A 21,943-nucleotide genomic window follows, 5' to 3' on the forward strand; every position below is an offset into this window, starting at 1 on the left:
CTCCCACATTGATGTTCGACGAGAGCAAGTCGATGTTCGCCCGCTGGCTGCAGCGCGGCATCGGCACGATGTTCTCGCTGGCGGTGCTGAGCTTCGCCGTAACCGTAGGGATGAAGATGATCGTAGCTTCGGCAGCAAACTTTGTCGCACGGCACATCACGATGACCCCGCATCCCGTCGACTCAATTCTCTCGGGAGGCAATTCCGTGCGCTTACGTCGTTTCGCTTTCCTCTTGACGTTGGCCTTCTGCCCTCTACCGGCCGTAGCTCACAAGATATCTCCTGGCGTCTACGCCGAAGTCCCCTACAACAACAATCCCTTCCTGTTCTGCACGCTCGGCATGCCGAAGGACGGTTGGGTCGCGGTCAACTGGCGTACCGGCACCTGGAAGCCGATCACGCAGTATCCGAATCTGCGCTGGGTTCCTACGTACGTGCGCATCTGCCCCGCGGCAGCGCGGCCGGCCGGTGGCGGTCAGCCGTATCGTCCGAGCGATCGGGCGGCGACGTCGTGACGGACGATGCCGCGGGCGATACGCGGCCGTTCCCGCCGGAGCTGTCGGCGTTGCGAAGCCAGGCCAGACGCGCTTTCGAATGCGCGCGGACTGGTTTGTTGTGGCTGGCGCTGGGGATCTGCATCGCATTCCTCGCGCCCAAAGTCGGAGAGCTGTGGCTCACCTACGTCGCCGGGGGCGCGGTCTTCGTCGCGGCCCTGGTCCACTGCCGCGCCGCAGCGGCAGAGACCCGTTTCGCGCTGGATGCGCACCGCTATTTGGGCGAACAGTGGAATGCGTCGCCGCTACCCGGATTGACCGGGTTGCTACGCCAGGGTCGTCGTCGACTGCGCAGCGCGGCCGCGGCCTGGGCGCTTGCCGCGATGGTGGCGCTGCTGGTGGTTCCGATCGGGCTGACGTTCGAAGTGCCGGTGGCGTTGAGGGTTCATGGCCTCGTCCTGCTCCTGTCCGCGGGCCGCCTCCAGCACATGGCGACGGTCGACCGCCGTCTGCTGCGGGAGATCGATGAACACGTCCGCGGCCTGCCGCGGGGGGACATCGTCGCGGCCTGATCCGGCGCCGGCGCCTGCAGGCCGGGAGCGATAACGAATCGGCGCCCTTGTCGAATCGTCGCATCGCTCAGCCGAATCGACGCCCCCTCTCGAACCGTCGCATCGCCCCGCCGAAGCGGAGCAGCGCTTCGAACTGTCGTATCGCCCCACCGTGGCGGCGGGCCACAACGACAGGCCCGGCCGACAAGCAGGGGCGACGGTCTGGCCCCAGCCAACCTCATCTACCTAACACCCCCGGCGATACAGTCGCCCTGTGGTCCAGGCCAACAGCCGGCATCAAGTCCGCACGCCCTCCCGCACCCGACCGTCACCAACCACGCCACCGCCCGGCTACCCGGCATCTGCCGTGCCCCACTCCTCGGCGATTCCGCTCCCCGCGCCCGCCTCCTCTCAAACCACACCCTCAACGCCCAAGCCGCCCTCCGGCTTCGCCCGCCAAGACCGGGTTTCGGTCGCCATCCCCGGGGTTTCGTCGCCCTGCGCTTTCTTTGTGGCGCCAGGCCACTATCCTGCGCCCAGCCCTCCCCGATGGACGCGCCCCGTGATCCGCAACCTGTTCTTCGTCGCCCGAATCGCCGCCGCCTGGTTCGGCCTGTTCGTGCTGCTGGCGTTGATCGTCTCGGCGGTCCCGCTGCTGAACCGCATGGACACCGGTCCGTTGTTCGTGATCGCGTTGCTGGTGGTGATCTACGTCTCGATCAAGGCGTTCTCGCATCTGCGCCGGGTGCGCCTGATCGCCGAGCGGGTCGACGCGACCACGCGCGCCAACCGCCAGCGCCGCCAGATCGACGTGCCGTTCGAGGTCGAGGAGACCTTCGAACTGCTCGAAGCCGCGATCCGCGACCTGCCGCGGGTCGAGGACATCGAAAGCGCGCGCGACAGCCTGCAGGTGCGCGCCAAGGTCCAGCGCGCCGATCAGGCACGGATGCTCGACCTGCAGGGCGCGGACCCGCACTCGTGGAAGTACGGACTCGCCCGCAATCAAGTCCTCGCCACGATCGACCCGAGCGCCGACGGCAGCCGCATCACCCTGATCTGCGAGCCCGAGGTCGGCCCCTGGAGCGACTGGTTCTGCGTCGACCAGGGCACCAACCTGGAAAACGCCGAGGCGCTGTCGCGCGCCATCGCCCGGCGCGTGGCCGAGCGCCACCGCGGCGAGCGCACCCAGGCCGCGCGCACCGCCACCGAGAAAGAACTGGCGGTCGCCAAGCTGAGCCTGCTGCACGCCCAGGTCGAGCCGCACTTCCTCTACAACACCCTGGCCAGCGCCCAATACCTGACCCGCCACGATCCGCCGCGCGCCGACGAGATGCTCGGCCACCTGATCGAGTTCCTGCGCCGCTCGCTGCCGCGCACCGAAGACGCGCTGTCCACCCTCGGCGACGAACTCGAACGCTCGCGCGCTTACCTGGAAATCCTCAAGCTGCGCATGGGCCAGCGCCTGCAAACGCAGATCGACGTGCCCGAGGACCTGCGTGCCCTGCCGCTGCCGCCGATGATCCTGCAGACCCTGGCCGAGAACGCGATCAAGCACGGGCTGGAGCCCAAGCCCGGCGGCGGCACGGTGTGGATCCGCGCGCGCAGCGGCGAGTCCGGCGTGTCGATCACCGTCGCCGACGACGGCATGGGCCTGAACTCGCTCAACTCCGGCAGCGGCATCGGCCTGAACAACGTGCGCGAACGCTTGCGGCTGGTCTACGGCGACCGCGCGCAACTGTCGATCGTCGCCAACTTCCCCAGCGGCGTCGCCGCCACCATCGTCGTGCCGGCGCCGTCCGGCGAGGAGCAGGCCCGTGTCTGAGCCGCACACCGCCGAAAGCCCCGCGAACGCGCCCACCGCCCTGATCGCCGAGGACGAAACCCTGCTGCGCCAGGCCTTGGTCGAAGCCTTGCGCGAGGCCTGGCCGGAACTGCGCATCCTGGCCGAATGCGAGGACGGCGCGCAGGCGCTGGAAGCGCTGGCCGAGCACCGTCCCGACGTGGCCTTCCTCGACATCCGCATGCCCGGCCTCACCGGCCTGGACCTCGCCGCGGCCGCGACCGACGTCAGCCCCGCGACCCAGATCGTGTTCGTCACCGCTTACGACCAGCACGCCATCGACGCCTTCGAGCACGGCGCGGTCGATTACCTGCTCAAGCCGGTCACCGTCGACCGCCTAGCGGTGACGGTGCGCCGCCTGCGCGTGCGCCGCGCGCCCGGCGACGACCGCCACGCCGCGTTGCGCGAGATCGCCCGGGAACTGGCCGCGCGCCGCCCGACGCAGGACGACAAGCCCGCACTGACCTGGATCACCGCCAGCGCCGGCCGCGAGACCCGGCTGATCCTGGTCGACGACGTGGTCTATTTCCGCGCCGACAACAAGTACACCACCGTGGTCACGGCCGAAGGCGAAGCCTTGTTGCGCACGCCGATCCGCGACCTGCTCGACCGCCTCGACGGCGAACGCTTCAAGCAGATCCACCGCTCCACCATCGTCAACCTCAAGGCCATCGCCGGCATCGTCCGCGACGACAGCGGCAAGGGCACCGTGCGCTTGCGCGGGCGTCCGGAGACGCTGAGCGTAAGCCAGACCTTCATGGCCTTGTTCAAGAGCATGTAGCCGGGACGGCGATCGTCGCCCGCGCGAACCGCAACGCCCGAAAAATCCGCTGCGCACCCCAAGCCTCACCCGCAACGCCCGAAACAGCCAACGCACCTACCGCGCCACCGCCGCCCGCACCACCCGCAAGCGCACTCATCGCCACCACCCCGCCCGCGCCGCCCACCGGCGCGTGCGCCCGCGCGCGCCCGCCCGGCGCGCGGCCTCATCCGCGCCGCCGGCGCGCCACGCACCAAGGAGTCGGACATGCGTAACCTGATGGCCCTGCTGTACTACCTCTGCGCCCTGTTCGGCTGCAGCGTCGGCGGCACCACCATCGAGCACCACAACGTGATCGACGGCGTCGACATCCTCGACAGCCGGGTGCGCATCACCGAACGCATCGCCCGTTTCGATTGCAAGGCCAGCCGCAGCGGGCAATGCCACTACAGCCTGTTCCGCGGCGATTGCCCGGCGCCGGCCGCGGGCGCGGCGCCGGACCCGCATTGCGCGCAGCCGACCGAGCGCTTCGCGCTGGCCGCGGGGACCACGCGCGAGATCGTCGGCATCGCCGAGGGGTTCAAGGTCTGCGCCAGCGACGAAACCGCCGCGATGGGCGCGGACTGCAAACCGCAACCGAACTGAGCGGCCTCAGCCGCTGGCGGCCCAACGCTCGGCCAGGGCGCGAGCGTCCGGCGAGCACCACTCGGAGTGAATGTCCCACCGCCCCTGCGCGTACTTGATGTTCCAGATCATGCCGTGGTCGTAGATCTGCGAATGGCGCGTGATCGGCGGACCGGGCCAGCCGTGCAACTGCGTCGGCGCGATCCCTTGCGCCGCCATGTGCTCGTGCAACGGCTGCAGGCCGTCGTCGGGCTGCCAATGCCGGTTCGCGTGCGCCTGCTCGCGCAGGCAGTGCTTCAACAGCGTCGCCGCGCGCCGCGCGGTCGCGGCGATCGGGTCCGCACGCTCGTCGTCACCCCAACTGCGAATCAGAGCGTGCTTGCTGTCTTCGGACAATTCGCTCCACCAACAGCGCGCAGCCGGGTCGGAAGAAACGCAGTACGGTGCGGGAATCGTTGCCATCGTCGCTCCTGTGTCGTGGAAAACCGGAACCGACGCGATGCCGCCCGCGCCGCGAAACGGCGCCGGCATCGGCGTGGACGAATGAGAGGTCGTTGCGAATTGCGAAGCGGTGCGGACCGGAAGCCGGCGGCCTCCCCAGGCCGCCGTCGCGAAACGAGGCGGCATGGTACGCCGCCACGGACCCGCTGGCGCATCGCCCCGCGCCGGCGCTTCAGCGCCAGTCGCGGCGGCGTGGGTTAAGATGGCGGCGCCATCGAGACGGAATCCGCGCGTTCGCAGCGCTTCCCCGAGGTCGCGCAGACGCGGTTCGAGGCCGGCTCCGCGCCGCTTACGACTCCGCCGTCCGCTCCGCCAGCCACCGCTCCAGCGCCGGCGCATCGCTTAACGCGAACAGATGGCCCCAGGGCCAATCCACCAGCAACAGCTCGCCCGCCCGCGGCAAGGACCGCAGCAACGCGGCGATCCGCGGCGCATGCCGCGGCCACCAGCGATCGGCCAGCAGCCACAGCCCCTCGACGCTGGATTCATCGCCGTCGGCGAACAAGGCGAACCCGTCCTCGCCCCAGGCCCGCACGCCGCGGCAGCGCGTGCGCGAGGACGAATAGCCGGTCCAGACTTCGTCGTAAGCCGGGAACTGCGCGGCCGCCGCCGCGGCGACCGCACCGGGTTGCAGCCGCAGTTCGGCCAACCGATGCGGCGCATCGGGACGCACCATCAGCTCGGTATAGCCGGCGCCGTCGAAGTGGGCTTCGGCGAAGTCGTGCAGGTCCGCCAGCGTGCGCTTGCAATGCGCCCACGCCGCCAGCGGCAGCAGTTCGATCTGGCTGTCGTCGTCTTCGTGGAAGTACAACGAGCGCGGCGGCGGCATCGGTTCGGGCATGGTCGCGATCCTGGCGGGCGGCGTCGCTGCGCGCTCAGGCGCCTTCGACGATTTCGACTTCGCCGATCCAGTTGCGCTGGCGCCGCGCCAGCCGCGCCGACTCGGTCTCGCCGTCCAGCGACGCCGGCGCGCGCTGGATCCGCGCCGGGTCGAAACCTTCGAACGTGTTGACGTTGACCACCGCGTACAGCCGCCCCTCGATCCGGCTGACCACCGCCGGCACCGCGCCGCAGTGCGCGCAGACCAGGAAATCCGCCGTGCCGGTGCCGAAGGCGTAGCGCGAGACCCGTTGCGGGTCGCGCAGGCTCAGGCGCAGCGCGGCCTCGGCGCGGGCGGTCCAGACGCCGCCGTGCTTGACGCAGAACGTGCAGTCGCAGGCGCGCGCGGCGATGGCGTCCGGCTCGTCGCGCCAATCCAGGACGAAGCGGATGTTGCCGCAGTGGCAGGCGCCGTCGATGCGCATGGGCGAAGTCCTCGCTGGGGCGGCCAGCTTACCCCGCGCCGGCGGCGCTGGCCGGCGCCCGCGTCGCACCGCGTTGAACCCGCCGCGCGCGCCGCGCCGGGCGGTGTCGCCGGCGGTGTCCGCCCGGCCGCGGCGAGCGCGTTGATCACAGCGTGCAAGGACCGGCCGACACCACGGCAGGGAGGACGACATGGATGCTTTGCGAGAGGGATATCGCAGCGACGCGGCGCACGCGCTGCATGCGCGGCCGGACGGCGCCGGCGCGCCCGCCTGGACGCAGGGGCCGGGCGAGGTCGCGTGGCCGCGTCCGCGCGCCCGCGACGCAAGCCGGCTGGATCGCCTGTACCGGTTGAAACTGGCCGGGCGCGATCCCGAGCGCAGGAGGCGCCGCCGGCGGTCCTTGCATGAGCTGGCGTGCTGGTTCGCGCTGGCCTTGCTGCTGGCCGCGGCGCTGGCCTCGCCGGTGCGCGCGGCGGGGCCGGCCACGCCGGATGCCGCCACGACACCGGCGGCCGCACCGCGCACCGCCGGCTGAGCGCGGACGCCGCGCCCGGCGATCCCAACCGGCTACCTCGCCTGCCGGCCTAGCCCGGCAGCGACGGCCCCGCCGCGAACAACGCGATCCGGTCCGCCGCCCACGACGGCTGCGACGCGCGCAACCACGGCTGCGTCGCCAGCGTCTGCGTGCACGGCCCGAGGCTGGCGATGCGGATCGCGCGCCGCGCCGCCAGCGCGCGCAGGCGTTCGAGCACCTGCGCGAGCAAGTCGCCGGTGAACGGCGTGTACAGATAGAACACCGTGCCCGCGGACAGATCGGCCGCGCGCGCGTCGGCATGGACGAAGTCCGCGCGCCGCAAGCCCAGCGCCCGCGCGCACAGGCGCGCGCTGTCGACGTAGGCCGCCTCGTGTTCGATGCCGAGGCCGCGCGCCGGCGTGCACGCGGCGACCAGCAGCGGCACGTGGCCGAGGCCCGAACCCAGGTCGATCAACACATCGTCCGCGCCCAGTTCCAGGCGCGCCAACAGGTCCAGCAGATGCCGCGCCGGCGTGGGCTGGTAGAACACCGTCTGCGGCGCCGGCGCGGCGACCTCGCCCTCAGGTTCGGCCAGGTCCAGCACCGCGCCGAGCAGAGCATCGAGCGGGTCGTAGCCTTCGCCGTCCGCGTGCGGCGGCGACTCGCGCAGCCATTCGCGCAGCAACCGCGCGCCTTCGCCGGCGGCGATGCGCGCGCGCAGCGTCGCGGCCCACTGCGCGTCGGCGGCGTCCAGCCGCGCCTGCGCGGCGTCGGCGCGCGCGCGCAGCAGCTCCGCGGCGTCGGCCGCCAGGCCCAGGCTCGCCCGCTCGATCCGCTCCTGCCACTGCGCGCGTTCGCGCCAGCGCGGCGGTGACGGCCACGACGGGTCGGTGTCGAACTGGTCGAGCAGGCTGCGCAAGGTCGGGCTCATGGGTGCGACGGGGTCCGGGCGGGCAGCGGCGCGGGAACGCGCGCGAGGGCGCGGCCGCGGCGCGGCGGTCGGCGATGTTCGCACGCCGCCGGCCGCGGACCGAGCGCGCCGCCGACGCCGGCCACGCGTTTTTCGCGCAGCCGCGCCCAAGCGCTTGCTGCGCCGCAGCAGACGAAACCCGGGAATTTCCGCGCTTTAGCGCCGGCATCGCTCCGTTCGTCGCCCGAACTTGACTCGGGAGAAAAATAATTTTCTGATTCGGAAAATTAGTTTTCAACCCTTCCGACCATGCCCAGCCGCGCCCGCCTGCAGATGTCGCTCGCCATCGAACCGCTGCCGCTGAAGGCGCCGTTCGCCATCGCCGGCCACCGCTTCGAAGCGATGCCGGCGCTGGTGGCGACGCTGAGCGACGATGACGGCCATCGCGGCCGCGGCGAGGCCTGCGGCGTGTACTACCTCGACGACCATCCGGCCTCGATGCACGCGGCGCTGGAAGCGCGGCGCGAGGCGATCGAGGCCGGCATCGACCGCGCCGCGTTGCAGACCCTGCTGCCCCCGGGCGGCGCGCGCAACGCGCTGGACTGCGCGTTGTGGGAACTGCAGGCGCAACGCGAACGCCGGCCGGTGTGGGCGCTGGCCGGGCTGGCGCCGCCGCGGCCGCTGCCGACCGCGTTCACCCTCGGCGCCGACGCGCCGGCGCAGGTCGCGGCCGGCGCACGCGCGCTGGCGCAGGCGCGCCTGCTCAAGCTCAAGCTCGACGGCGACGCCGAACTCGACATCGCCCGGATCGTCGCCGCGCGCGCGGCGCGGCCCGACGTGCGGTTGATGGTCGACGCCAACCAGGCCTACACCCTGCAGCGCATCGCGCCGCTGATCGCGGCGCTGGCCGACCATCGGGTCGAACTGCTGGAGCAACCGTTCGCGCGCGGCCGCGAAGCCGACCTCGATGCGTTGGACTGCCCGGTCGCGGTGGCCGCCGACGAAAGCGTGCAAGGGCTGGACGAGCTCGACGCGCTGGCCGGCCGCTGCGACTTCGTCAATCTCAAGCTGGACAAATGCGGCGGCCTCACCGAGGCGCTGGCGATGGCCGCGCGCGCGCGCACGCTGGGCCTGCGCTGCATGGTCGGCAACATGCTCGGCACCAGTTGGGCGGCCGCGCCGGCGTTCGCGCTGGGCCAGTTGTGCGAACTCGTCGATCTCGACGGCCCCAGCTTCATCCAGACCGACCGCTCGCCGGCGGTGGTCTATCGCGACGGACTCATCCACTGCCCCGACGAAGTCTGGGGCGGCGCGGGCGGCGTCGCGTCCCGTTCCGCGTCCCGTTCCGCGGCCGACGCCGCGGCCTCCACGCCCCCGACCCAGGTCCCACGCCCATGACGCCCGCGCCCGTCCGCCTCAGCCGTCGCCGCCTGCTGCAAGCCTCCGCCGCCGTCGCCGCGCTCGCCCTGCCGCTGCATGCGGCCGCCGCCGCGGCGCCGCCGCAGCCCACGCACGAACAGCTCAAGCGTTATTCGCCGCGGGTGCGCGCCATCGTCGAGCGCGCGCTGGTGATCGACATGCTCGCGCCGCTGCGGCTGGACATGCGCGAAGACGTCTACGCGCAGGAACTCGACCCGCGCCGCATCGCCGATTTCCGCCTCAGCGGCATTAACGTCTTCCACAACTCCTGGGGCCTGACCGGCGCCGACGCGCGCGAACGCGTGGCCGAGTACCTCGCCGGCTGGCACGGCCTGCTCGCGCGCAACAGCGACCGTTTCGTGTTGGTCGGCCGCGCCGCCGACCTCGACCGGGCCAAGCGCGAGGGCAAGATCGCGGTGATCTCCGGCGTGCAGAACGCCGAGCATTTCCGCAAGGTCGAGGACGTGCGCTTCTTCCACGGCCTGGGCCTGCGCTGCGCGCAGCTGACCTACAACAGCCAGACCACGATCGGCTCGGGCAGCACCGAGCGCGAGGACGGCGGGCTCAGCGACTACGGCGTGGCGATCGTCGCGGAGATGGAGAAGGTCGGCATGCTGGTCGATGTCTCGCATTGCGGCGACCGCACCACGCTCGACGCGATCGAACTGGCCCGGGGGCCGATCGCGATCACCCACTCCAACTGCCGCGCGCTCAACGACCACCCGCGGCTCAAGAGCGACGAGGCGATCCGCAAGCTCGCCGCCAAGGGCGGGGTCATGGGCATCACCGGCGTGCGCATGTTCGTCGGCGCGAAAGAGCCGACCACGCTCGACAGCATGATCGACCACATCGATCACGTCGCCCGCCTGGTCGGCATCGAGCACGTCGGCATCGGCTCGGACGCCGACCTGTACGGCTACGACGCGATGCCGGCCGACCAGCTCAAGGCGCTCAAGGCCTCGTACAAGGCCAGCTACGGCTTTCGCGAACGCATCGACATCGAAGGCTTCGACCGCCCGACCAAGATCTACGAACTGACCCAGGCGCTGCTGCGCCGCGGCTATGGCGAAAGCGACATCGAAGCCGTGCTGGGCGGCAACTTCCGCCGCCTGCTCGGGCAGGTCTGGCGCTGAAGCCCGATTGCCCGCTCCGCTTCGACGCCGCACCGATCCGCGCCGCAGGCATCGGCCCGCTGCGAGCCGACGCCCTCCACACCATCCTTTCTACGGGGAACCCGCCATGCCGCACGCCCTCCGTCGCCGCCCCCGCACCGCCTTGACCCTGGCCATCGGCCTGACCCTGGCCGCCTCCGCCTCCGCCGCCGCCGCGCAGGACGCCGCCGACGGCGCCGCGCGCGACGCGCCCGACACCGCGCCGTCGGCGACCCTGGAAGCGGTCACGGTGACCGCGCAAAAGCGCACCGAGAACGCGCGCAAGGTCCCGTCCTCGATCAGCGTGGTCGGCGAACAGCAACTGGAAAACCAGCACGTCACCCAGCTGTCGGATCTCAACGGCTACCTGCCGGCGATGACCATCAGCAACGGCGGCTCGCCGGGGCAGACCTCGGTGTCGCTGCGCGGCATCCCGACTATCGGCGCGGGCGCGGTGGTCGGCACCTACCTCGACGACACCCCGCTGGGTTCGAGCAGCAACTTCGCCCGCTCCAGCCGCTTCGTGCTCGATCTGCTGCCCTACGACATCCAGCGGGTGGAAGTGCTGCGCGGTCCGCAAGGCACGCTGTACGGCGCCGGCGCGATGGGCGGATTGCTCAAGTACGTGCTCAAGGACCCGGACCTGCACGGCTTCGAAGGCCGCGTCGGCGCCGGGCTCGCCAACGTCGCCGGCGCCGGCGACCTCGGCTGGAGCGCGCGCGCCGGGCTCAATGCGCCGCTGATCGAAGGCCGGCTCGCGCTGCGCGCGTCGTTCGCCAACGAGTTCACGCCGGGCTGGAACGACAACCTCGCCAGCGGCCGTAAGGACATCAACGACACCCGCCAGCGCAGCGGCCATCTCTCGCTGCTGTGGCAACCCAACGACGAGCTCAGCCTGAAGCTGACCGGCCTGCACCAGACCGTCGACTCCGACGACAACAGCCTGAGCACGCTCGATGCCGCGCGCCGCCCGGTGTTCGGCCGCGACGGCACCGACAAGCGGGTCGCCGAAGCGTTCGAGAAGAAGATCGACTTCTTCGCCGCCACCCTGGACTGGAACCTGCACTGGGCCGATTTCGTCTCCGCCACCGGCTATTCCAAGACCCAGACCTACCAGGCCAGCGACGAGAGCCCGATCTACGGCCCGATATTCCCGCTGTTCGGCGCCGCGCCGGGTCTGTCGGAGTTCTCGCTGGCGCTGGAGCTGGAGAAGTGGACGCAGGAACTGCGTTTGGTCTCCAAGCCCGACGACCGCTTCGAATGGATGATCGGCGGCTTCTATACCCGCGAAACCTCCGCCAACCGCCAGGTCGTCGGCGCCACCACCTTGGCCGGCGCGCCGATCCCGGGCGTGACCCCGCTGGCGATCGCCGAGATTCCCTCGGACTACACCGAACGCGCGCTGTTCGCCAATGCGACCTACAAGTTCAGCGAACGCTTCGACGTCACCGCCGGCCTGCGCCACGCGCGCAACCGGCAGAACTTCGAGCAGATCGTCAGCGACGGCATCCTGCTGCCGCTGGCGACCTCGCCCGGGCGTTCCTCGGAGAACGTCACCACGTATCTGCTCGGCTCGCGCTGGCACTTCGACCGCGACAGCATGCTGTATGCGCGCATCGCCAGCGGCTACCGCCCCGGCGGCCCGAATTTCGCCGTGCCCGGGGTGCCGCCGTCGGTCGATTCCGACCGCCTGGTGAATTACGAGATCGGCTGGAAGTCGCTGTTCTTCGACCAGCGCGCGTCGATCGACCTGGCCGCGTTCTTGATCGACTGGAAGGACATCCAGCTGTCCGCCGCCACCCGCGACGGCATCAGCTACGCGGCCAACGGCGGCAAGGCGCGCAGCCGCGGCGTGGAGTTCACCTCGATGTTCAAGCTCACGCCGGACCTGCGGGTCGGCGTCAACGGCTCGTTCACCGACGCCTACCTGGTCGACGCGGCGCCGTCGCTGCGCGGCCTGCCGGGCGATGCCTTGCCGGGCATACCGCGCTGGACCTTCGCCGCGACCGCCGATTACTACTTCGAATGGAGCGCGGGCTACAACGGCCACCTCGGCGCGAGCTACCAATGGCTCGGCAAGCGCAAGACCAATGTCGACAGCAACCCCGACGCCGCGCCCCTGCCCGCCAGCGGCCAGCTCAACCTCAACGCCGACGTGTCGCGCAACGCCTGGACGGTGCGCGCCTACGTGCGCAACCTGACCGGTGCGCGCGACATCAGCGCGCTGTCGCCGGTCAAGAGCGCGGCCACCGGCGACATCGTCGAATGGCGGGCCAATCGCGTGCAGCCGCGCACCGTCGGGCTGGAGTTCGACCTGCGGTTCTGAACGCGCCGCCGCGCAGCTGTGCGCGGCACGGCCGCCGACGCAGCGATGGCCGCGGCGGCGAACGTATCGAACCACCTGCCGACACACCCAACTCCATCGGTGCTCCAGCGCTGATCAGCGCCTCCACCCGCACCACCCGGCCTACAACGGAATGTCCGCATGTCCAATCCCGCTGCAACCCCCGCGTCCGTTGCTCCCGCCTCGCTCGACCTGCCCCAACCGTATCTGCTGTTTCTCGGCGACGTCGTCCATCCGGCCTTCGCCAAGACCGCGTTCGGCCTGCGCGACTGGGCGCGCGAGCGCTGCGTCGGCGAATACGCCTTGCCCGAAGCGAAGGTCGGCCTGGGCTTGCCGGCGCTGACGCCGCGGCAGGCGCGCGACGCCGGCGCGCGCGCACTGGTGATCGGCGTGGCCAATGTCGGCGGCGTCATTCCCGACACCTGGCTGCCGCCGCTGTTGCAAGCGTTGGCCGACGGCCTGGACCTGATCGGCGGCATGCATACGCGCCTGGCCGAGGTGCCGATGTTGCGCGATGCGGCCGCGCGCCACGGCCGCCGCCTGATCGACGTGCGCGAACCGCCCGCCGCGCTGCCGACGGCGAGCGGACGCAAGCGTTCCGGCAAGCGCTTGCTCACCGTCGGCACCGACTGCGCGCTGGGCAAGAAATACACCGCGCTGAGCCTGGCCCGGGCGATGCGCGAAGCCGGCATCGACGCCGACTTCCGCGCCAGCGGCCAGACCGGCGTGCTGATCGCCGGACGCGGCCTGCCGCTGGACGCGGTGGTCGCGGACTTCGCCGCCGGCGCGGCCGAATGGCTCAGCCCCGACGCCGATTCCGCGCATTGGGACGTGATCGAAGGCCAGGGCTCGCTGTCGCACCCGGCCTACGCGGGCGTGTCGCTGGCGCTGCTGCACGGCAGCCAGCCCGACGCGATCGTGGTCTGCCACGAACCCGGCCGGCGCGAACTGCTCGGCTATCCGGGCCACGCCGTGCCCTCGATCGAGGAGACCATCGACTTGAACCTGCGGCTCGGACGCCTGACCAATCCGGCGATCCGCTGCGCCGGGATCAGCTTCAACACTTCGCATCTTTCGGCGGACCAGGCGCAGGCGCTGATGCGCGACGAAAGCCAGCGCCTGGGCCTGCCGGTGGCCGACCCGATACGCGGCGGCGAGGCGCTGCGCGCGCTGGTGCGCGCCTGCGTGGAGACGCCGACATGAGCGCGGGCGCGGCGCCGGGCTCGCGGTTCCAGCGCTACCTGTTGCCGGGCTTCGCGTTCAAGGCGGTGGTGATCGGCGGCGGCTATGCGACCGGACGCGAGCTGGTCGAGTTCTTCCTGCCGGCCGGCGCGTGGGGCGGCGTGTACGCGATGGCCGCGGCGACCGCGCTGTGGAGCCTGGTGTGCATGCTGACCTTCGTCCTGGCCCAGGCGCTGCGCAGTTTCGACTACCGCAGTTTCTTCCAGCGCCTGCTCGGCCCGCTGTGGTGGACGTTCGAACTGGCCTACCTGGCGCTGCTGATCGTGCTGCTGGCGGTGTTCGGCGCCGCCGCGGGGGCGATCGGCCAGGCCGTGTTCGGCTGGCCGCCGCTGGCCGGCGCGATGTGCCTGGTCGCGGCGATCGCCGCGGTGGTCAGCTTCGGCAACGAATCGGTCGAGCGCGTGTTCAAGTGGGTGTCGTTCTTCCTCTACGGCGTGTACGCGCTGTTCGCGGCGCTGGCGCTGTCGGCGTTCGGCGACCGCATCCAGGCCGCGTTCGCCGCGCCGGCCGCGCCCGCCGCCGGCTGGCTCGGCGACGGCCTGACCTACGCCGGCTACAACCTGGTCGGCGCGGTGGTGATCCTGCCGGTGGCGCGGCACTTCGCCGGACGCCGCGACGCGGCCGTCGCCGGCCTGCTCGCCGGCCCGCTGGCGATGCTGCCGGCGTTGGCGTTCTTCGTCTGCATGGCAGGCTTCCAGGCCCAGGTCGCGAACGCGGCCCTGCCGTCGGACTATCTGCTGCAACGGCTCGGCCTGCCGTGGTTCCATGCGCTGTTCCAGTTGATGGTGTTCGCCGCCCTGCTCGAAAGCGGCGCCGGCGCGGTGCACGCGATCAACGAGCGCGCCGCCGCGGCCTGGCGCGCGCGCCGTGGCCGCGAATGGCCGCCGCGCGCGCGGCTGGCGCTGGCCGCGGCGCTGTTGCTGGGCTCGGTGTTCCTCGCCGACCGCTTCGGCCTGGTCGCATTGATCGCCAGCGGCTACCGCGGCCTGTCCTACCTGTTGCTGGCGGTGTACGTGCTGCCGCTGCTGACCCGCGGCGTGTGGCTGTTGCGGCGCCGCGATCCGGCGCCGGCGACCGCCGCGCCGTCCCTTCCCTTCCATCGCTGATCGCCGAGGACGCCATGCGCTTGTCCCGTCTCCGCACTTACCTGCTGTCCGCAGCAATGACGCTCGCCGCTTCCGTCGGCGCGCAGCCGCTGGCGCAAACGCCCGCGACGCCCGCGGCGCCACCGACGGCGGCGCCGGCAACTGTGGCGCCTTCGACGCCGGCCGCCGCCGCGCGCCTGGACCCGGCCGACCTGGGCGCCTACGTCGACGGCGTGGTCGAGGCCTACCGCCGCCGCTACGGCATCGCCGGCGTCACCGTCGCCGTGGTCGATGCGCAAGGCCCGCTGCTGCTGCGCGGCTACGGCATGGCCGGGCAGAAACCGGCGCGCGCGGTGACGGCGGACGCGACCTTGTTCCGGATCGGCTCGGTGTCCAAGACCTTCACCTACCTGGAAGCGCTCAAGCTGATCGACGCCGGCAAACTGTCGCTGGACGCGCCGGTCAACGACTACCTGCCGCCGGCGCTGAAGCTGCCCGACGACGGCTACCCGCCGGTGCTGCTGCGCCACCTGCTGACCCACACCGCCGGTTACGAGGACTCCGCCTTCGGCCACCTGTTCGCGCAGGACCCGCAGCACGCGCTGACCCTGGCCGACTACCTGCAACGCCACCGCCCGGCGCGGGTGCGCGCGCCCGGGACCCACGCGGTGTATTCCAACTACAGCGTGGCCCTGCTCGGCGCGGTGCTGGCTCAGGTCGCCGGCATGCCGTTCGAGGCGCTGATCGAACGCGACCTGTTCCAGCCGATGGGCATGCAGCGCACCACCTTCCGCGAGCCGTTGGGCACGCACGACCCGCGCGACAGCGGCGCCGCCTTCGCCGGGCTGTGGTCGGACGGCTACGAGCGCAAGAGCGGCGGCTTCGAGAAACGCGGGTTCGAATACATCGCGCAACTCGCGCCGGCCGGCTCGGTGTCCAGCGATGCCGCCGACATGGCGCGCTACCTGCGCATGCTGCTGGGCCGCGGCGAACTCGACGGCCGCCGGATCGTGCCGGCGACGGCGTTCGCCCGGCTCGAAGGCGCGCCGCTGTTCGCCACCGCGCCCGACGCCACCGGCCTGGCCTACGGTTTCTTCCGCCACCGCTACGGCGAGGTGCTGAGCCTGGAACACGGCGGCGCCACGCTGTACTTCCACTCCAACCTGGTGGCGGTGCCGGAACTGGGCTTCGGCGTGTTCGTCTCCACCAACACCGACAGCGGCCGGCGCCTGGCCGCGGAACTGCCGGGGCTGTTGCTGCAGCGTTACTTCGCCCGCGCGCGCCCGGCCGCGCTGCCCGCGCCGGGCGCGGCCGCCGCGGCCCAGCCCTACCTCGGCCGCTACCTCGGCGAGCGCCGCAACTACCGCCGCTTCGAGAAACTGCTGACCGCGACCAACGCCGAGATCGGCGTCACCGCCGACGGTTATCTGACCCTGTCGGCCGGCGAGGAAACCTCGCGCTGGGTCGCCGAGAAGCCCGACGTGTTCCGCGCCGTGGAAGGTCCGGACCGGCTGGTGTTCCTGCGCGAGAACGGCCGCGTGGTCGGCTTCGTTTCGCCCTACGGCCACGACGTGTTCGACCGCGCCGGCGCGCTCGACAGCGCCAATACGCTGTATGCCTCGCTGGCGCTGGCCGTGCTGGCCGCGCTCGGCGTGCTGAGCGGGCAATGGCTGCGCCGGCGCCAGCCGCGCGCGGATGCGGCGGCGGACCGCAGCGCGCGCTGGCTGGCGTTGACCGCCGGCGCCTGGATCGCGTTCGCGCTCGCCTTCGGCGTCGCGCTGGCGCAGTTGGTCGCTTCGGGCAACGCCGCGGTCTTCAGTTATCCGGGCGGTTCGCTGCGCGCGGCGTTGTGGCTGGGCACGCTGCCGCTGCTGTTGACGCTGGTCGATGTCGTCCTGCTGTGGCCGGCGCTGCGCACGCGCGACTTCGGCCGCTGGCGCAAGTTGCGCCATGTCGCCGCGGTGCTGGCGTTCGCGCTGGCCGCGTGGGCGGCGTGGCACTGGAACGTGTTGGGCTGGCGCTTGTAGCGCTCGCTCGTGCCCGAAGCACGACGAGGGCCCCGTGCGGGGCCCTCGTCGTGTTCGCGCCGGGTGCGTGCCGGCGCGCGGCGCGCCGCGCTCAGGGATACTGGCAGCGGATCGCCACGGTGATGCCCCAGTTCGGATGGATGAACTGGCGCGCGACCACGGTATAGCCGAACAGCACGCTGCCGCCGGACTGCTGGCACACGGTGATCGCCTGGTTGATGGCGATGACGGTGGCGGTGGTTTCGTCGCCCCAGGCGCCGCTGCCGTAGACGAGGTTGGTATGCGGTTCGGCCGAGGCCGCCGGCGCGAACAGGGCCGCGGCGAGCAGCAGCGGAGCGAGCGCGGAACGCTTGGAAAGGTGCTTCATGGGGGCTGTCCTCCTGACACCGCCGGATCGGCGGCGGCACACGCTAGCCAGACGGCGATGCGGCGAAGCATGACCGCGCGCACGCGCGGCGAAGCGTTTTCCGGTTCCGCGACCGCGGTAGCGATCGGCGCCGCGCTTCGTGACCGCCGCGCTGAACCCGCGCCGCGGCGGTCGCGGCCGCGCCATAGGCTCGATCACCCGCGCTTGGCGGCCGCGGTCACGGCCGATACCGCCGGGCTGTGCGACCGCGGCCGACTGCGCGGACCGCGGTCGCTCCCGACCGAGCCGGACGCTGTCGCAGCGCTGTCACGAAACAGCCATAAATTGCGCACAGCGGCGCGGCCACGGTCCCGGCACTGGACCTGTCCACCCGCCCCTCTCCCTCCAGGCGATTCCCCCATGCGTCCGTTCAAGCTCGCGTCCGTGCTGCTGGCCCTGCTGCTGTTGTCCTTCGCTGCGCAGGCGCGCAAACCCTATGTCGAGATCGAGCGGCGGCTGACCCCGCAGCAGTTGCAGGAGGTCGGCCTGAGCGAGGAGCAACTGGCCAAGCTCAACCGCATGCTGCGCGACGCCGACGCCGACGCCAGCGAAGGCGCGGCGCCCGGCGTCGCGGCCGCCGCGCCGGCCGAGGCCGAGGCCGACGACGCCGGCCCGCAAGTCGGCGCCGGCGCGCCGCGCGAGCGCAGCCCGGGCGCGGGCCAGTTCATCGGCCTCAACGACGAGCCGATCAAGAGCCGGCTCAAACACGATGTCGCCGGCTGGGAGCCGGGCACCGTGTTCGAACTGGAGAACGGCCAGCAGTGGAAGGTGCTCAAGGGCCGCATGAGCCTGAAGAAGCCGATCCCCAAGCCCGAGATCGTGGTGGTGCCGGGCGTGGCCGGGCGCTGGTTCCTGCAGGTCGACGAGGACATGCCGAAGGCGCGGGTGTACCGCATCGATTGATCTACCGATGCAGCGGCCGTTCGATGCCTCGATCGGCCGCGCCGGCGACGCCCGGCGCCACCGCGCTACGGCCCCGTCGCCGCCGCGTACGCGCCCTGCACCACCTGCGCCATGCGCGCGTAGTCCAGCGTCTCGTAGGTGTCGTCGGGTTGGTGATAGCGCCGGCTGCGCAGGAACGCGGTGTCGCCGATCATCAGCGCCGGGAAGCCTTCGCCCCAGTACGAGCGGTGGTCGGAGAAGTCCACGCCCTGCACCAGCAGCGGCGGCGCGTTGATCGAATGCACCGGCAGCGGCGTGGCCCCGGCCATCGCCGCCTTGACCTTGCGGCTCAGGCCGAAGTCGCCCATGCGCCCGACCACCGCCACGAAGTCGCCGCGATCCGAATACAGGCGATGCATGCCGCGCACCGGATAGGTCTGGCTACCGGGGCGGTCGCTGAAGCGGCCGATCATCTCCAGCGACAGCATGAACTCGACCTCGCGTCCGGACGCGCGCAGCGCGCGCGCATGCCAGGCGCTGCCCATGTGCTCGCTGCGGAAGTGCGGCGGCTCCTCCAGCGTGTAGGCCACCAGCTCGATCGGCCGCGACGGCGGCGCGCGGCCGAGCATGCGCGCCAGTTCCAGCAGGCCGGCCACGCCGCTGGCGTTGTCGTCGGCGCCGGGCGTGTGGGTGTACAACGAGTAACCGCGTTCGTCGCCGCTGTCGATCCCGGTCTCGGCGAACGAGTCGTAATGCGCGCCGATCACCCGCAGCGGTCCCTCGTCCGGGCCGAAGCGCGCGACCACGTTGCGATACGCCTGGCCCTCCACGGTCACCGGCTGATAGCTCACCCGCGCGCCGGCGCGCTGGAACTCGTCGTGCAGCCAGGCCGAGACCCGGTCGAGCTGGCCGGGCACGTCGTAGCTGCGCGGATAGAAGTCCACCGACAGCCGCTTCACGTCCTCGCGCAGGCGCTGCGCGTCGGCGGCCGGCGGCGCGGAAGGACGCGGGCTCACTCCGGGCTGGACCACGGCGAACAACAACGCCGCGGCCGCCGCGGCGAGAAGGGCCAGGAGCAACGACAATCGGCGCAGCCATTTCATTCAGAGCGTCCTTGTTCGGGCTTTCGCCGTGGTGAGTCCTGGCGCCATGCAACCCGATTTCGCGCCGCCGCGCCAGTCGCGCACCGCGGCCCCGGCCGCCGCGGCGGCCCGATTCACGCCACTGACACATGCCGGTGGTCGACTCGGCCGCGCCGCCGTGCCCGCGCGGCGCTCTTCCAAGGACTGCCCGCATGCCGTCGATCCGCACCTCGTTGCTCGCCCTCGCCCTGGTCTGCGCCGCCTGCGCGCAGGTCCCCGCCGACGCCGCCAGCGCGCGCAAGAGCTGGGTCGTGCAGCAGATCCGCGACCACAACCATCCCTACGCCGCCAGCGCCAGCGGCGAACTCGACACCAAGCTGGCGACCATGGCCGCCGGCCCGTTCGCGTTCTACCGCGGCACCGCGCACCTGTTCTTCCAGGACATGGCCACCCTGCCCGGCTCGGCCTACGCCAGCGCGCAGACCGGCTACACCTGGATCGGCGGCGACATGCACCTGGGCAACTTCGACGCCGCGCGCGACAGCAGCGGCAAGGCGGTGTTCAAGGTCGCCGACTTCGACGAAGGCTATCTCGGCCAATACGTGTGGGACCTGCGCCGGCTCGCCGCCAGCATGGTCCTGGCCGGCCGCGACAACGGCCTCAGCGACGCCGCCATCGGCACCGCCATCGACACCCTGGTCGGCAAGTACGTCGACCAGATGGGCGAGTTCAAGGGCAACAACGGCGAGAGCGGCTTCCGCCTCGACAAGGACACCACCACCGGCGCGGTCGACGACACCATCGACAAGGCCGACGGCAAGACCCGCGCCAGCCTGCTGTCGAAGTACACCGCGGTCAGCGGCGGCGCGCGCCGCTTGCAGGCGCTGTCGAACCTGGTCGCGCTGCCGGCGCCGACCTACAGCGCGGTCAACACCGCGATGGCCGGCTACGTGTCCTCGATCGCCGCGTCCAAGCGCTATCCGGCCGCGTTCTACACGCTCAAGGACGCGCGCCAGAAGCTCGGTTCCGGCGTAGGCAGCCTCGGCCGCGCGCGTTACTACGTCTTGATCGAGGGCGCGACCTCGTCGACGTCCGACGACGTGATCCTGGAGTTCAAGCAGGAAGCCGCCAGCGCGGTCGCCGCGGCCGCGCCGGGCCGGCTGCCGGCCAGCGCCTACGACAGCCACGAAGGCCTGCGCGTGGCGCGCACGGCCAAGGCCCAGGTGAGCAACGCCGAGGTCCTGATCGGCCACGCCAGCGTCGCCGGGGTGCCGTTCTACGTGCACGAAAAGTCGCCGTTCCAGGAAGACTTCGATCCGGCCAAGCTCGACAGCGCCGGCAAGCTCGACACCGCCGCGGGCTACCTCGGCCAGGCGCTGGCGAGCGCGCACGCGCTGGCCGACCAGGACTACGACAGCTCGGTGGTGAGCTACAGCATCGACAAGCAGGTCAGCGACGCGGTGACGAGCAAGAGCGGGCTGAAGTCGGAGATCCGCGCGTTCGCGTTCGCGTACGCCGCGCAGGTCGAGCTGGATTGGGAGGCGTTCGTGGAGGCCTACGAGGCCGGAACGCCGCTGTACTGAGCGCTGTCGCCGACGGCGGACGCAACGCTGCTCAAACCCCTCTCCCGCATGCGGGAGAGGGGTTGCGGTGGCGGTCCGCAGCGATCAGAAGCTGCGCACCACCCCGAAGAACGCCTGCGCCACGCCGTCGGTGTCCTCGGCGATCAGCGGGCTGTCGCTGATCTCGTCCGGCAGCACCTGATAGCCGACGTTGGCCATGAAGCGCCACTTCTCCGCGAACGGCCGCGCCACGGTCAGGCTCACCGACGGGATCGTGACGCTGCCGGGGCGATAGCTCACCACGCCGCGCCGCACTTCCTTGTCCAGGGTGCCGTAGTAGTAGTTGGCCAGGTCCTTGGACATCCAGCTCACGCCCACCGCCGGCGTCAGCAGCCACTCGCCGGCCTGCATCGGATAGCGATAGCTCACGTCGGCCTCGTAGCCGCCGCTGACGTCGAGGATGTCGGCCTTGACCTCCAGCTGCAGTTCGCCGGCGCTGCCGCGCCAGCTGACCGAGGCGCCGGCGTCGACGCTGTCGTCGCGATCGGACAGCAGGTCGCGGTCGATGCCGCGCTTGGCCAGCTCGCGCCGGCCGAAATCCTTGCGGTCCATCGCGTCCAGCCGTCCGCCCACGAACACGTCGAAGGCGAATTCGTCGCTCTTGACCAGGTAATAGCCGGCGGTGATGCCGCGCAGGTAGAAACGCTCGCCCTCGTAGCCGAAGAACGGAATCACGCGGGTGTGGTTGCCCTCGCCGGCGTAGAGCTCGTTGCGGCTGCCGGCGGCGATGCCGACGCTCCAGTTGGCCGGCGCCATGTCGGCGCGCTCCTCGCCTTCTTTGCGGACTTGGGCCGATAGCGCGAGCGGGAACGAGAGCAACAACAAGGGAACGATGCGAACGATGCGCATGAACAAGGGTTCCTAATTGAGTGGGGAAGGACGCGGGACAGCCGAGCGCCGCAGCGGACGAGCGCTCGCCGCCGCGATGCTGACTTCGGAGTTTTAAGAGTTGTTTAAACCGTTCCGCAGCGGCGCGGCGTTCGCCCCGCGCGCGCCTGGGCGCGGCGACGGCGAACGACGGACGGTGCGGGTGGAACTGTACGGAGGCAATCGTGCGATTTGCATTGCGCGCGGGCGCCGGCTTCGAGTCCGGACGCGACCGCGCTCACGGAATACCCGATGCGATGCGCCAAAGTGTGCGCGACTTGTAACCGCGAGACCGGCCGCGCGGTTTTTTGCGCGCAA

General features: G+C 71.3%; 21 protein-coding genes. 14 read left to right on the forward strand and 7 right to left on the reverse strand.

The window, feature by feature from the left end; all coding sequences use genetic code 11:
* The first annotated feature begins 11 nt into the window (after positions 1–11).
* The 5 genes from RDV84_RS24480 (at position 12) to RDV84_RS24500 (ending at position 4,290) form a co-directional block, all read left to right on the forward strand.
* Complete coding sequence (locus tag RDV84_RS24480) at positions 12–515, forward strand: hypothetical protein (protein ID WP_309151930.1); 504 nt, start codon at positions 12–14, stop codon at positions 513–515.
* A complete protein-coding gene (locus RDV84_RS24485) occupies positions 512–1,066 on the forward strand; it encodes a hypothetical protein (RefSeq protein ID WP_309151931.1) in 555 nt (184 codons plus the stop codon). The genes RDV84_RS24480 and RDV84_RS24485 overlap by 4 nt, the downstream gene beginning before the upstream one ends.
* 541 nt (positions 1,067–1,607) lie before the next feature.
* Positions 1,608–2,867, forward strand: coding sequence for a histidine kinase (locus RDV84_RS24490; protein WP_241833808.1), 1,260 nt, complete (start codon positions 1,608–1,610; stop codon positions 2,865–2,867).
* Positions 2,860–3,666: a LytR/AlgR family response regulator transcription factor gene (locus tag RDV84_RS24495; RefSeq protein ID WP_309151932.1), complete on the forward strand. Its 807-nt coding sequence runs from the start codon at positions 2,860–2,862 to the stop codon at positions 3,664–3,666. The genes RDV84_RS24490 and RDV84_RS24495 overlap by 8 nt, the downstream gene beginning before the upstream one ends.
* 246 nt (positions 3,667–3,912) lie before the next feature.
* A complete protein-coding gene (locus RDV84_RS24500; protein ID WP_309151933.1) occupies positions 3,913–4,290 on the forward strand; it encodes a hypothetical protein in 378 nt (125 codons plus the stop codon).
* Between the two features lie 6 nt (positions 4,291–4,296).
* Here the strand turns inward: RDV84_RS24500 and RDV84_RS24505 are convergent, their stop codons facing one another.
* The 3 genes from RDV84_RS24505 to RDV84_RS24515 form a co-directional block, all read right to left on the reverse strand.
* Entirely contained in the window at positions 4,297–4,731 is a 435-nt protein-coding gene (locus RDV84_RS24505; RefSeq protein WP_309151934.1) for a hypothetical protein, read from the reverse strand.
* A gap of 328 nt (positions 4,732–5,059) precedes the next feature.
* Positions 5,060–5,611, reverse strand: coding sequence for a hypothetical protein (locus tag RDV84_RS24510; RefSeq protein ID WP_309151935.1), 552 nt, complete (start codon positions 5,609–5,611; stop codon positions 5,060–5,062).
* Positions 5,612–5,645: 34 nt separating this feature from the next.
* Positions 5,646–6,074 (reverse strand): GFA family protein, encoded by a 429-nt coding sequence (locus RDV84_RS24515; RefSeq protein WP_309151936.1) that lies wholly within the window; start codon positions 6,072–6,074, stop codon positions 5,646–5,648.
* 190 nt (positions 6,075–6,264) lie between these two features.
* Between RDV84_RS24515 and RDV84_RS24520 the strand changes: the two genes are divergently transcribed.
* Positions 6,265–6,609 carry a hypothetical protein gene (locus tag RDV84_RS24520; protein WP_309151937.1) on the forward strand — a complete coding sequence of 115 codons (345 nt, stop codon included), beginning with the start codon at positions 6,265–6,267 and terminating at the stop codon, positions 6,607–6,609.
* Positions 6,610–6,658: 49 nt separating this feature from the next.
* Here the strand turns inward: RDV84_RS24520 and RDV84_RS24525 are convergent, their stop codons facing one another.
* Positions 6,659–7,519 carry a class I SAM-dependent methyltransferase gene (locus tag RDV84_RS24525; RefSeq protein WP_309151938.1) on the reverse strand — a complete coding sequence of 287 codons (861 nt, stop codon included), beginning with the start codon at positions 7,517–7,519 and terminating at the stop codon, positions 6,659–6,661.
* A 288-nt stretch (positions 7,520–7,807) separates the two neighbouring features.
* Between RDV84_RS24525 and RDV84_RS24530 the strand changes: the two genes are divergently transcribed.
* The 6 genes from RDV84_RS24530 (at position 7,808) to RDV84_RS24555 (ending at position 16,766) form a co-directional block, all read left to right on the forward strand.
* Complete coding sequence (locus tag RDV84_RS24530; RefSeq protein ID WP_309151939.1) at positions 7,808–8,896, forward strand: dipeptide epimerase; 1,089 nt, start codon at positions 7,808–7,810, stop codon at positions 8,894–8,896.
* Positions 8,893–10,050, forward strand: a complete 1,158-nt coding sequence (locus RDV84_RS24535; protein ID WP_309151940.1) for a dipeptidase — start codon at positions 8,893–8,895, stop codon at positions 10,048–10,050. The genes RDV84_RS24530 and RDV84_RS24535 overlap by 4 nt, the downstream gene beginning before the upstream one ends.
* A 106-nt stretch (positions 10,051–10,156) precedes the next feature.
* On the forward strand, positions 10,157–12,394 hold the full coding sequence (locus tag RDV84_RS24540) for a TonB-dependent receptor (RefSeq protein ID WP_309151941.1): 2,238 nt from the start codon (positions 10,157–10,159) through the stop codon (positions 12,392–12,394).
* A gap of 159 nt (positions 12,395–12,553) precedes the next feature.
* The gene (locus RDV84_RS24545; RefSeq protein WP_309151942.1) at positions 12,554–13,615 is read left to right on the forward strand and encodes an N-acetyltransferase DgcN family protein; all 1,062 of its coding nucleotides are present in this window, start codon (positions 12,554–12,556) and stop codon (positions 13,613–13,615) included.
* Positions 13,612–14,760, forward strand: a complete 1,149-nt coding sequence (locus tag RDV84_RS24550; protein ID WP_309151943.1) for a hypothetical protein — start codon at positions 13,612–13,614, stop codon at positions 14,758–14,760. Before RDV84_RS24545 ends, RDV84_RS24550 begins: the two co-directional genes overlap by 4 nt.
* Positions 14,761–14,780: 20 nt before the next feature.
* A complete protein-coding gene (locus RDV84_RS24555; protein WP_309151944.1) occupies positions 14,781–16,766 on the forward strand; it encodes a serine hydrolase domain-containing protein in 1,986 nt (661 codons plus the stop codon).
* A 91-nt stretch (positions 16,767–16,857) separates the two neighbouring features.
* Here the strand turns inward: RDV84_RS24555 and RDV84_RS24560 are convergent, their stop codons facing one another.
* On the reverse strand, positions 16,858–17,133 hold the full coding sequence (locus RDV84_RS24560; RefSeq protein WP_078999053.1) for a hypothetical protein: 276 nt from the start codon (positions 17,131–17,133) through the stop codon (positions 16,858–16,860).
* 399 nt (positions 17,134–17,532) lie between these two features.
* Here RDV84_RS24560 and RDV84_RS24565 point away from each other — a divergent pair, with 399 nt between their 5' ends.
* Positions 17,533–18,075, forward strand: a complete 543-nt coding sequence (locus RDV84_RS24565) for a hypothetical protein (protein WP_309151945.1) — start codon at positions 17,533–17,535, stop codon at positions 18,073–18,075.
* Positions 18,076–18,140: 65 nt separating this feature from the next.
* Here RDV84_RS24565 and RDV84_RS24570 read toward each other — a convergent pair whose 3' ends face one another.
* A complete protein-coding gene (locus RDV84_RS24570; RefSeq protein ID WP_309151946.1) occupies positions 18,141–19,157 on the reverse strand; it encodes a M28 family peptidase in 1,017 nt (338 codons plus the stop codon).
* Positions 19,158–19,348: 191 nt separating this feature from the next.
* Between RDV84_RS24570 and RDV84_RS24575 the strand changes: the two genes are divergently transcribed.
* Complete coding sequence (locus tag RDV84_RS24575; protein WP_309151947.1) at positions 19,349–20,719, forward strand: DUF2252 domain-containing protein; 1,371 nt, start codon at positions 19,349–19,351, stop codon at positions 20,717–20,719.
* Positions 20,720–20,803: 84 nt separating this feature from the next.
* Here RDV84_RS24575 and RDV84_RS24580 read toward each other — a convergent pair whose 3' ends face one another.
* Entirely contained in the window at positions 20,804–21,607 is an 804-nt protein-coding gene (locus RDV84_RS24580; RefSeq protein WP_057946846.1) for a MipA/OmpV family protein, read from the reverse strand.
* Between the last annotated feature and the right edge of the window lie 336 nt (positions 21,608–21,943).

The organism is Lysobacter yananisis, from assembly GCF_031199375.1.
Lineage (GTDB): Bacteria > Pseudomonadota > Gammaproteobacteria > Xanthomonadales > Xanthomonadaceae > Lysobacter > Lysobacter yananisis.

Coding starts and splice junctions, on each gene's coding strand:
- RDV84_RS24480 (WP_309151930.1), top strand. CDS start 12: ATGTTCGACGAGAGCAAGTCGATGTTCGCCCGCTGGCTGCAGCGCGGC.
- RDV84_RS24500 (WP_309151933.1), top strand. CDS start 3,913: ATGCGTAACCTGATGGCCCTGCTGTACTACCTCTGCGCCCTGTTCGGC.
- RDV84_RS24505 (WP_309151934.1), bottom strand. CDS start 4,731: ATGGCAACGATTCCCGCACCGTACTGCGTTTCTTCCGACCCGGCTGCG.
- RDV84_RS24510 (WP_309151935.1), bottom strand. CDS start 5,611: ATGCCCGAACCGATGCCGCCGCCGCGCTCGTTGTACTTCCACGAAGAC.
- RDV84_RS24515 (WP_309151936.1), bottom strand. CDS start 6,074: ATGCGCATCGACGGCGCCTGCCACTGCGGCAACATCCGCTTCGTCCTG.
- RDV84_RS24520 (WP_309151937.1), top strand. CDS start 6,265: ATGGATGCTTTGCGAGAGGGATATCGCAGCGACGCGGCGCACGCGCTG.
- RDV84_RS24525 (WP_309151938.1), bottom strand. CDS start 7,519: ATGAGCCCGACCTTGCGCAGCCTGCTCGACCAGTTCGACACCGACCCG.
- RDV84_RS24530 (WP_309151939.1), top strand. CDS start 7,808: ATGCCCAGCCGCGCCCGCCTGCAGATGTCGCTCGCCATCGAACCGCTG.
- RDV84_RS24535 (WP_309151940.1), top strand. CDS start 8,893: ATGACGCCCGCGCCCGTCCGCCTCAGCCGTCGCCGCCTGCTGCAAGCC.
- RDV84_RS24540 (WP_309151941.1), top strand. CDS start 10,157: ATGCCGCACGCCCTCCGTCGCCGCCCCCGCACCGCCTTGACCCTGGCC.
- RDV84_RS24545 (WP_309151942.1), top strand. CDS start 12,554: ATGTCCAATCCCGCTGCAACCCCCGCGTCCGTTGCTCCCGCCTCGCTC.
- RDV84_RS24550 (WP_309151943.1), top strand. CDS start 13,612: ATGAGCGCGGGCGCGGCGCCGGGCTCGCGGTTCCAGCGCTACCTGTTG.
- RDV84_RS24560 (WP_078999053.1), bottom strand. CDS start 17,133: ATGAAGCACCTTTCCAAGCGTTCCGCGCTCGCTCCGCTGCTGCTCGCC.
- RDV84_RS24565 (WP_309151945.1), top strand. CDS start 17,533: ATGCGTCCGTTCAAGCTCGCGTCCGTGCTGCTGGCCCTGCTGCTGTTG.
- RDV84_RS24570 (WP_309151946.1), bottom strand. CDS start 19,157: ATGAAATGGCTGCGCCGATTGTCGTTGCTCCTGGCCCTTCTCGCCGCG.
- RDV84_RS24575 (WP_309151947.1), top strand. CDS start 19,349: ATGCCGTCGATCCGCACCTCGTTGCTCGCCCTCGCCCTGGTCTGCGCC.
- RDV84_RS24580 (WP_057946846.1), bottom strand. CDS start 21,607: ATGCGCATCGTTCGCATCGTTCCCTTGTTGTTGCTCTCGTTCCCGCTC.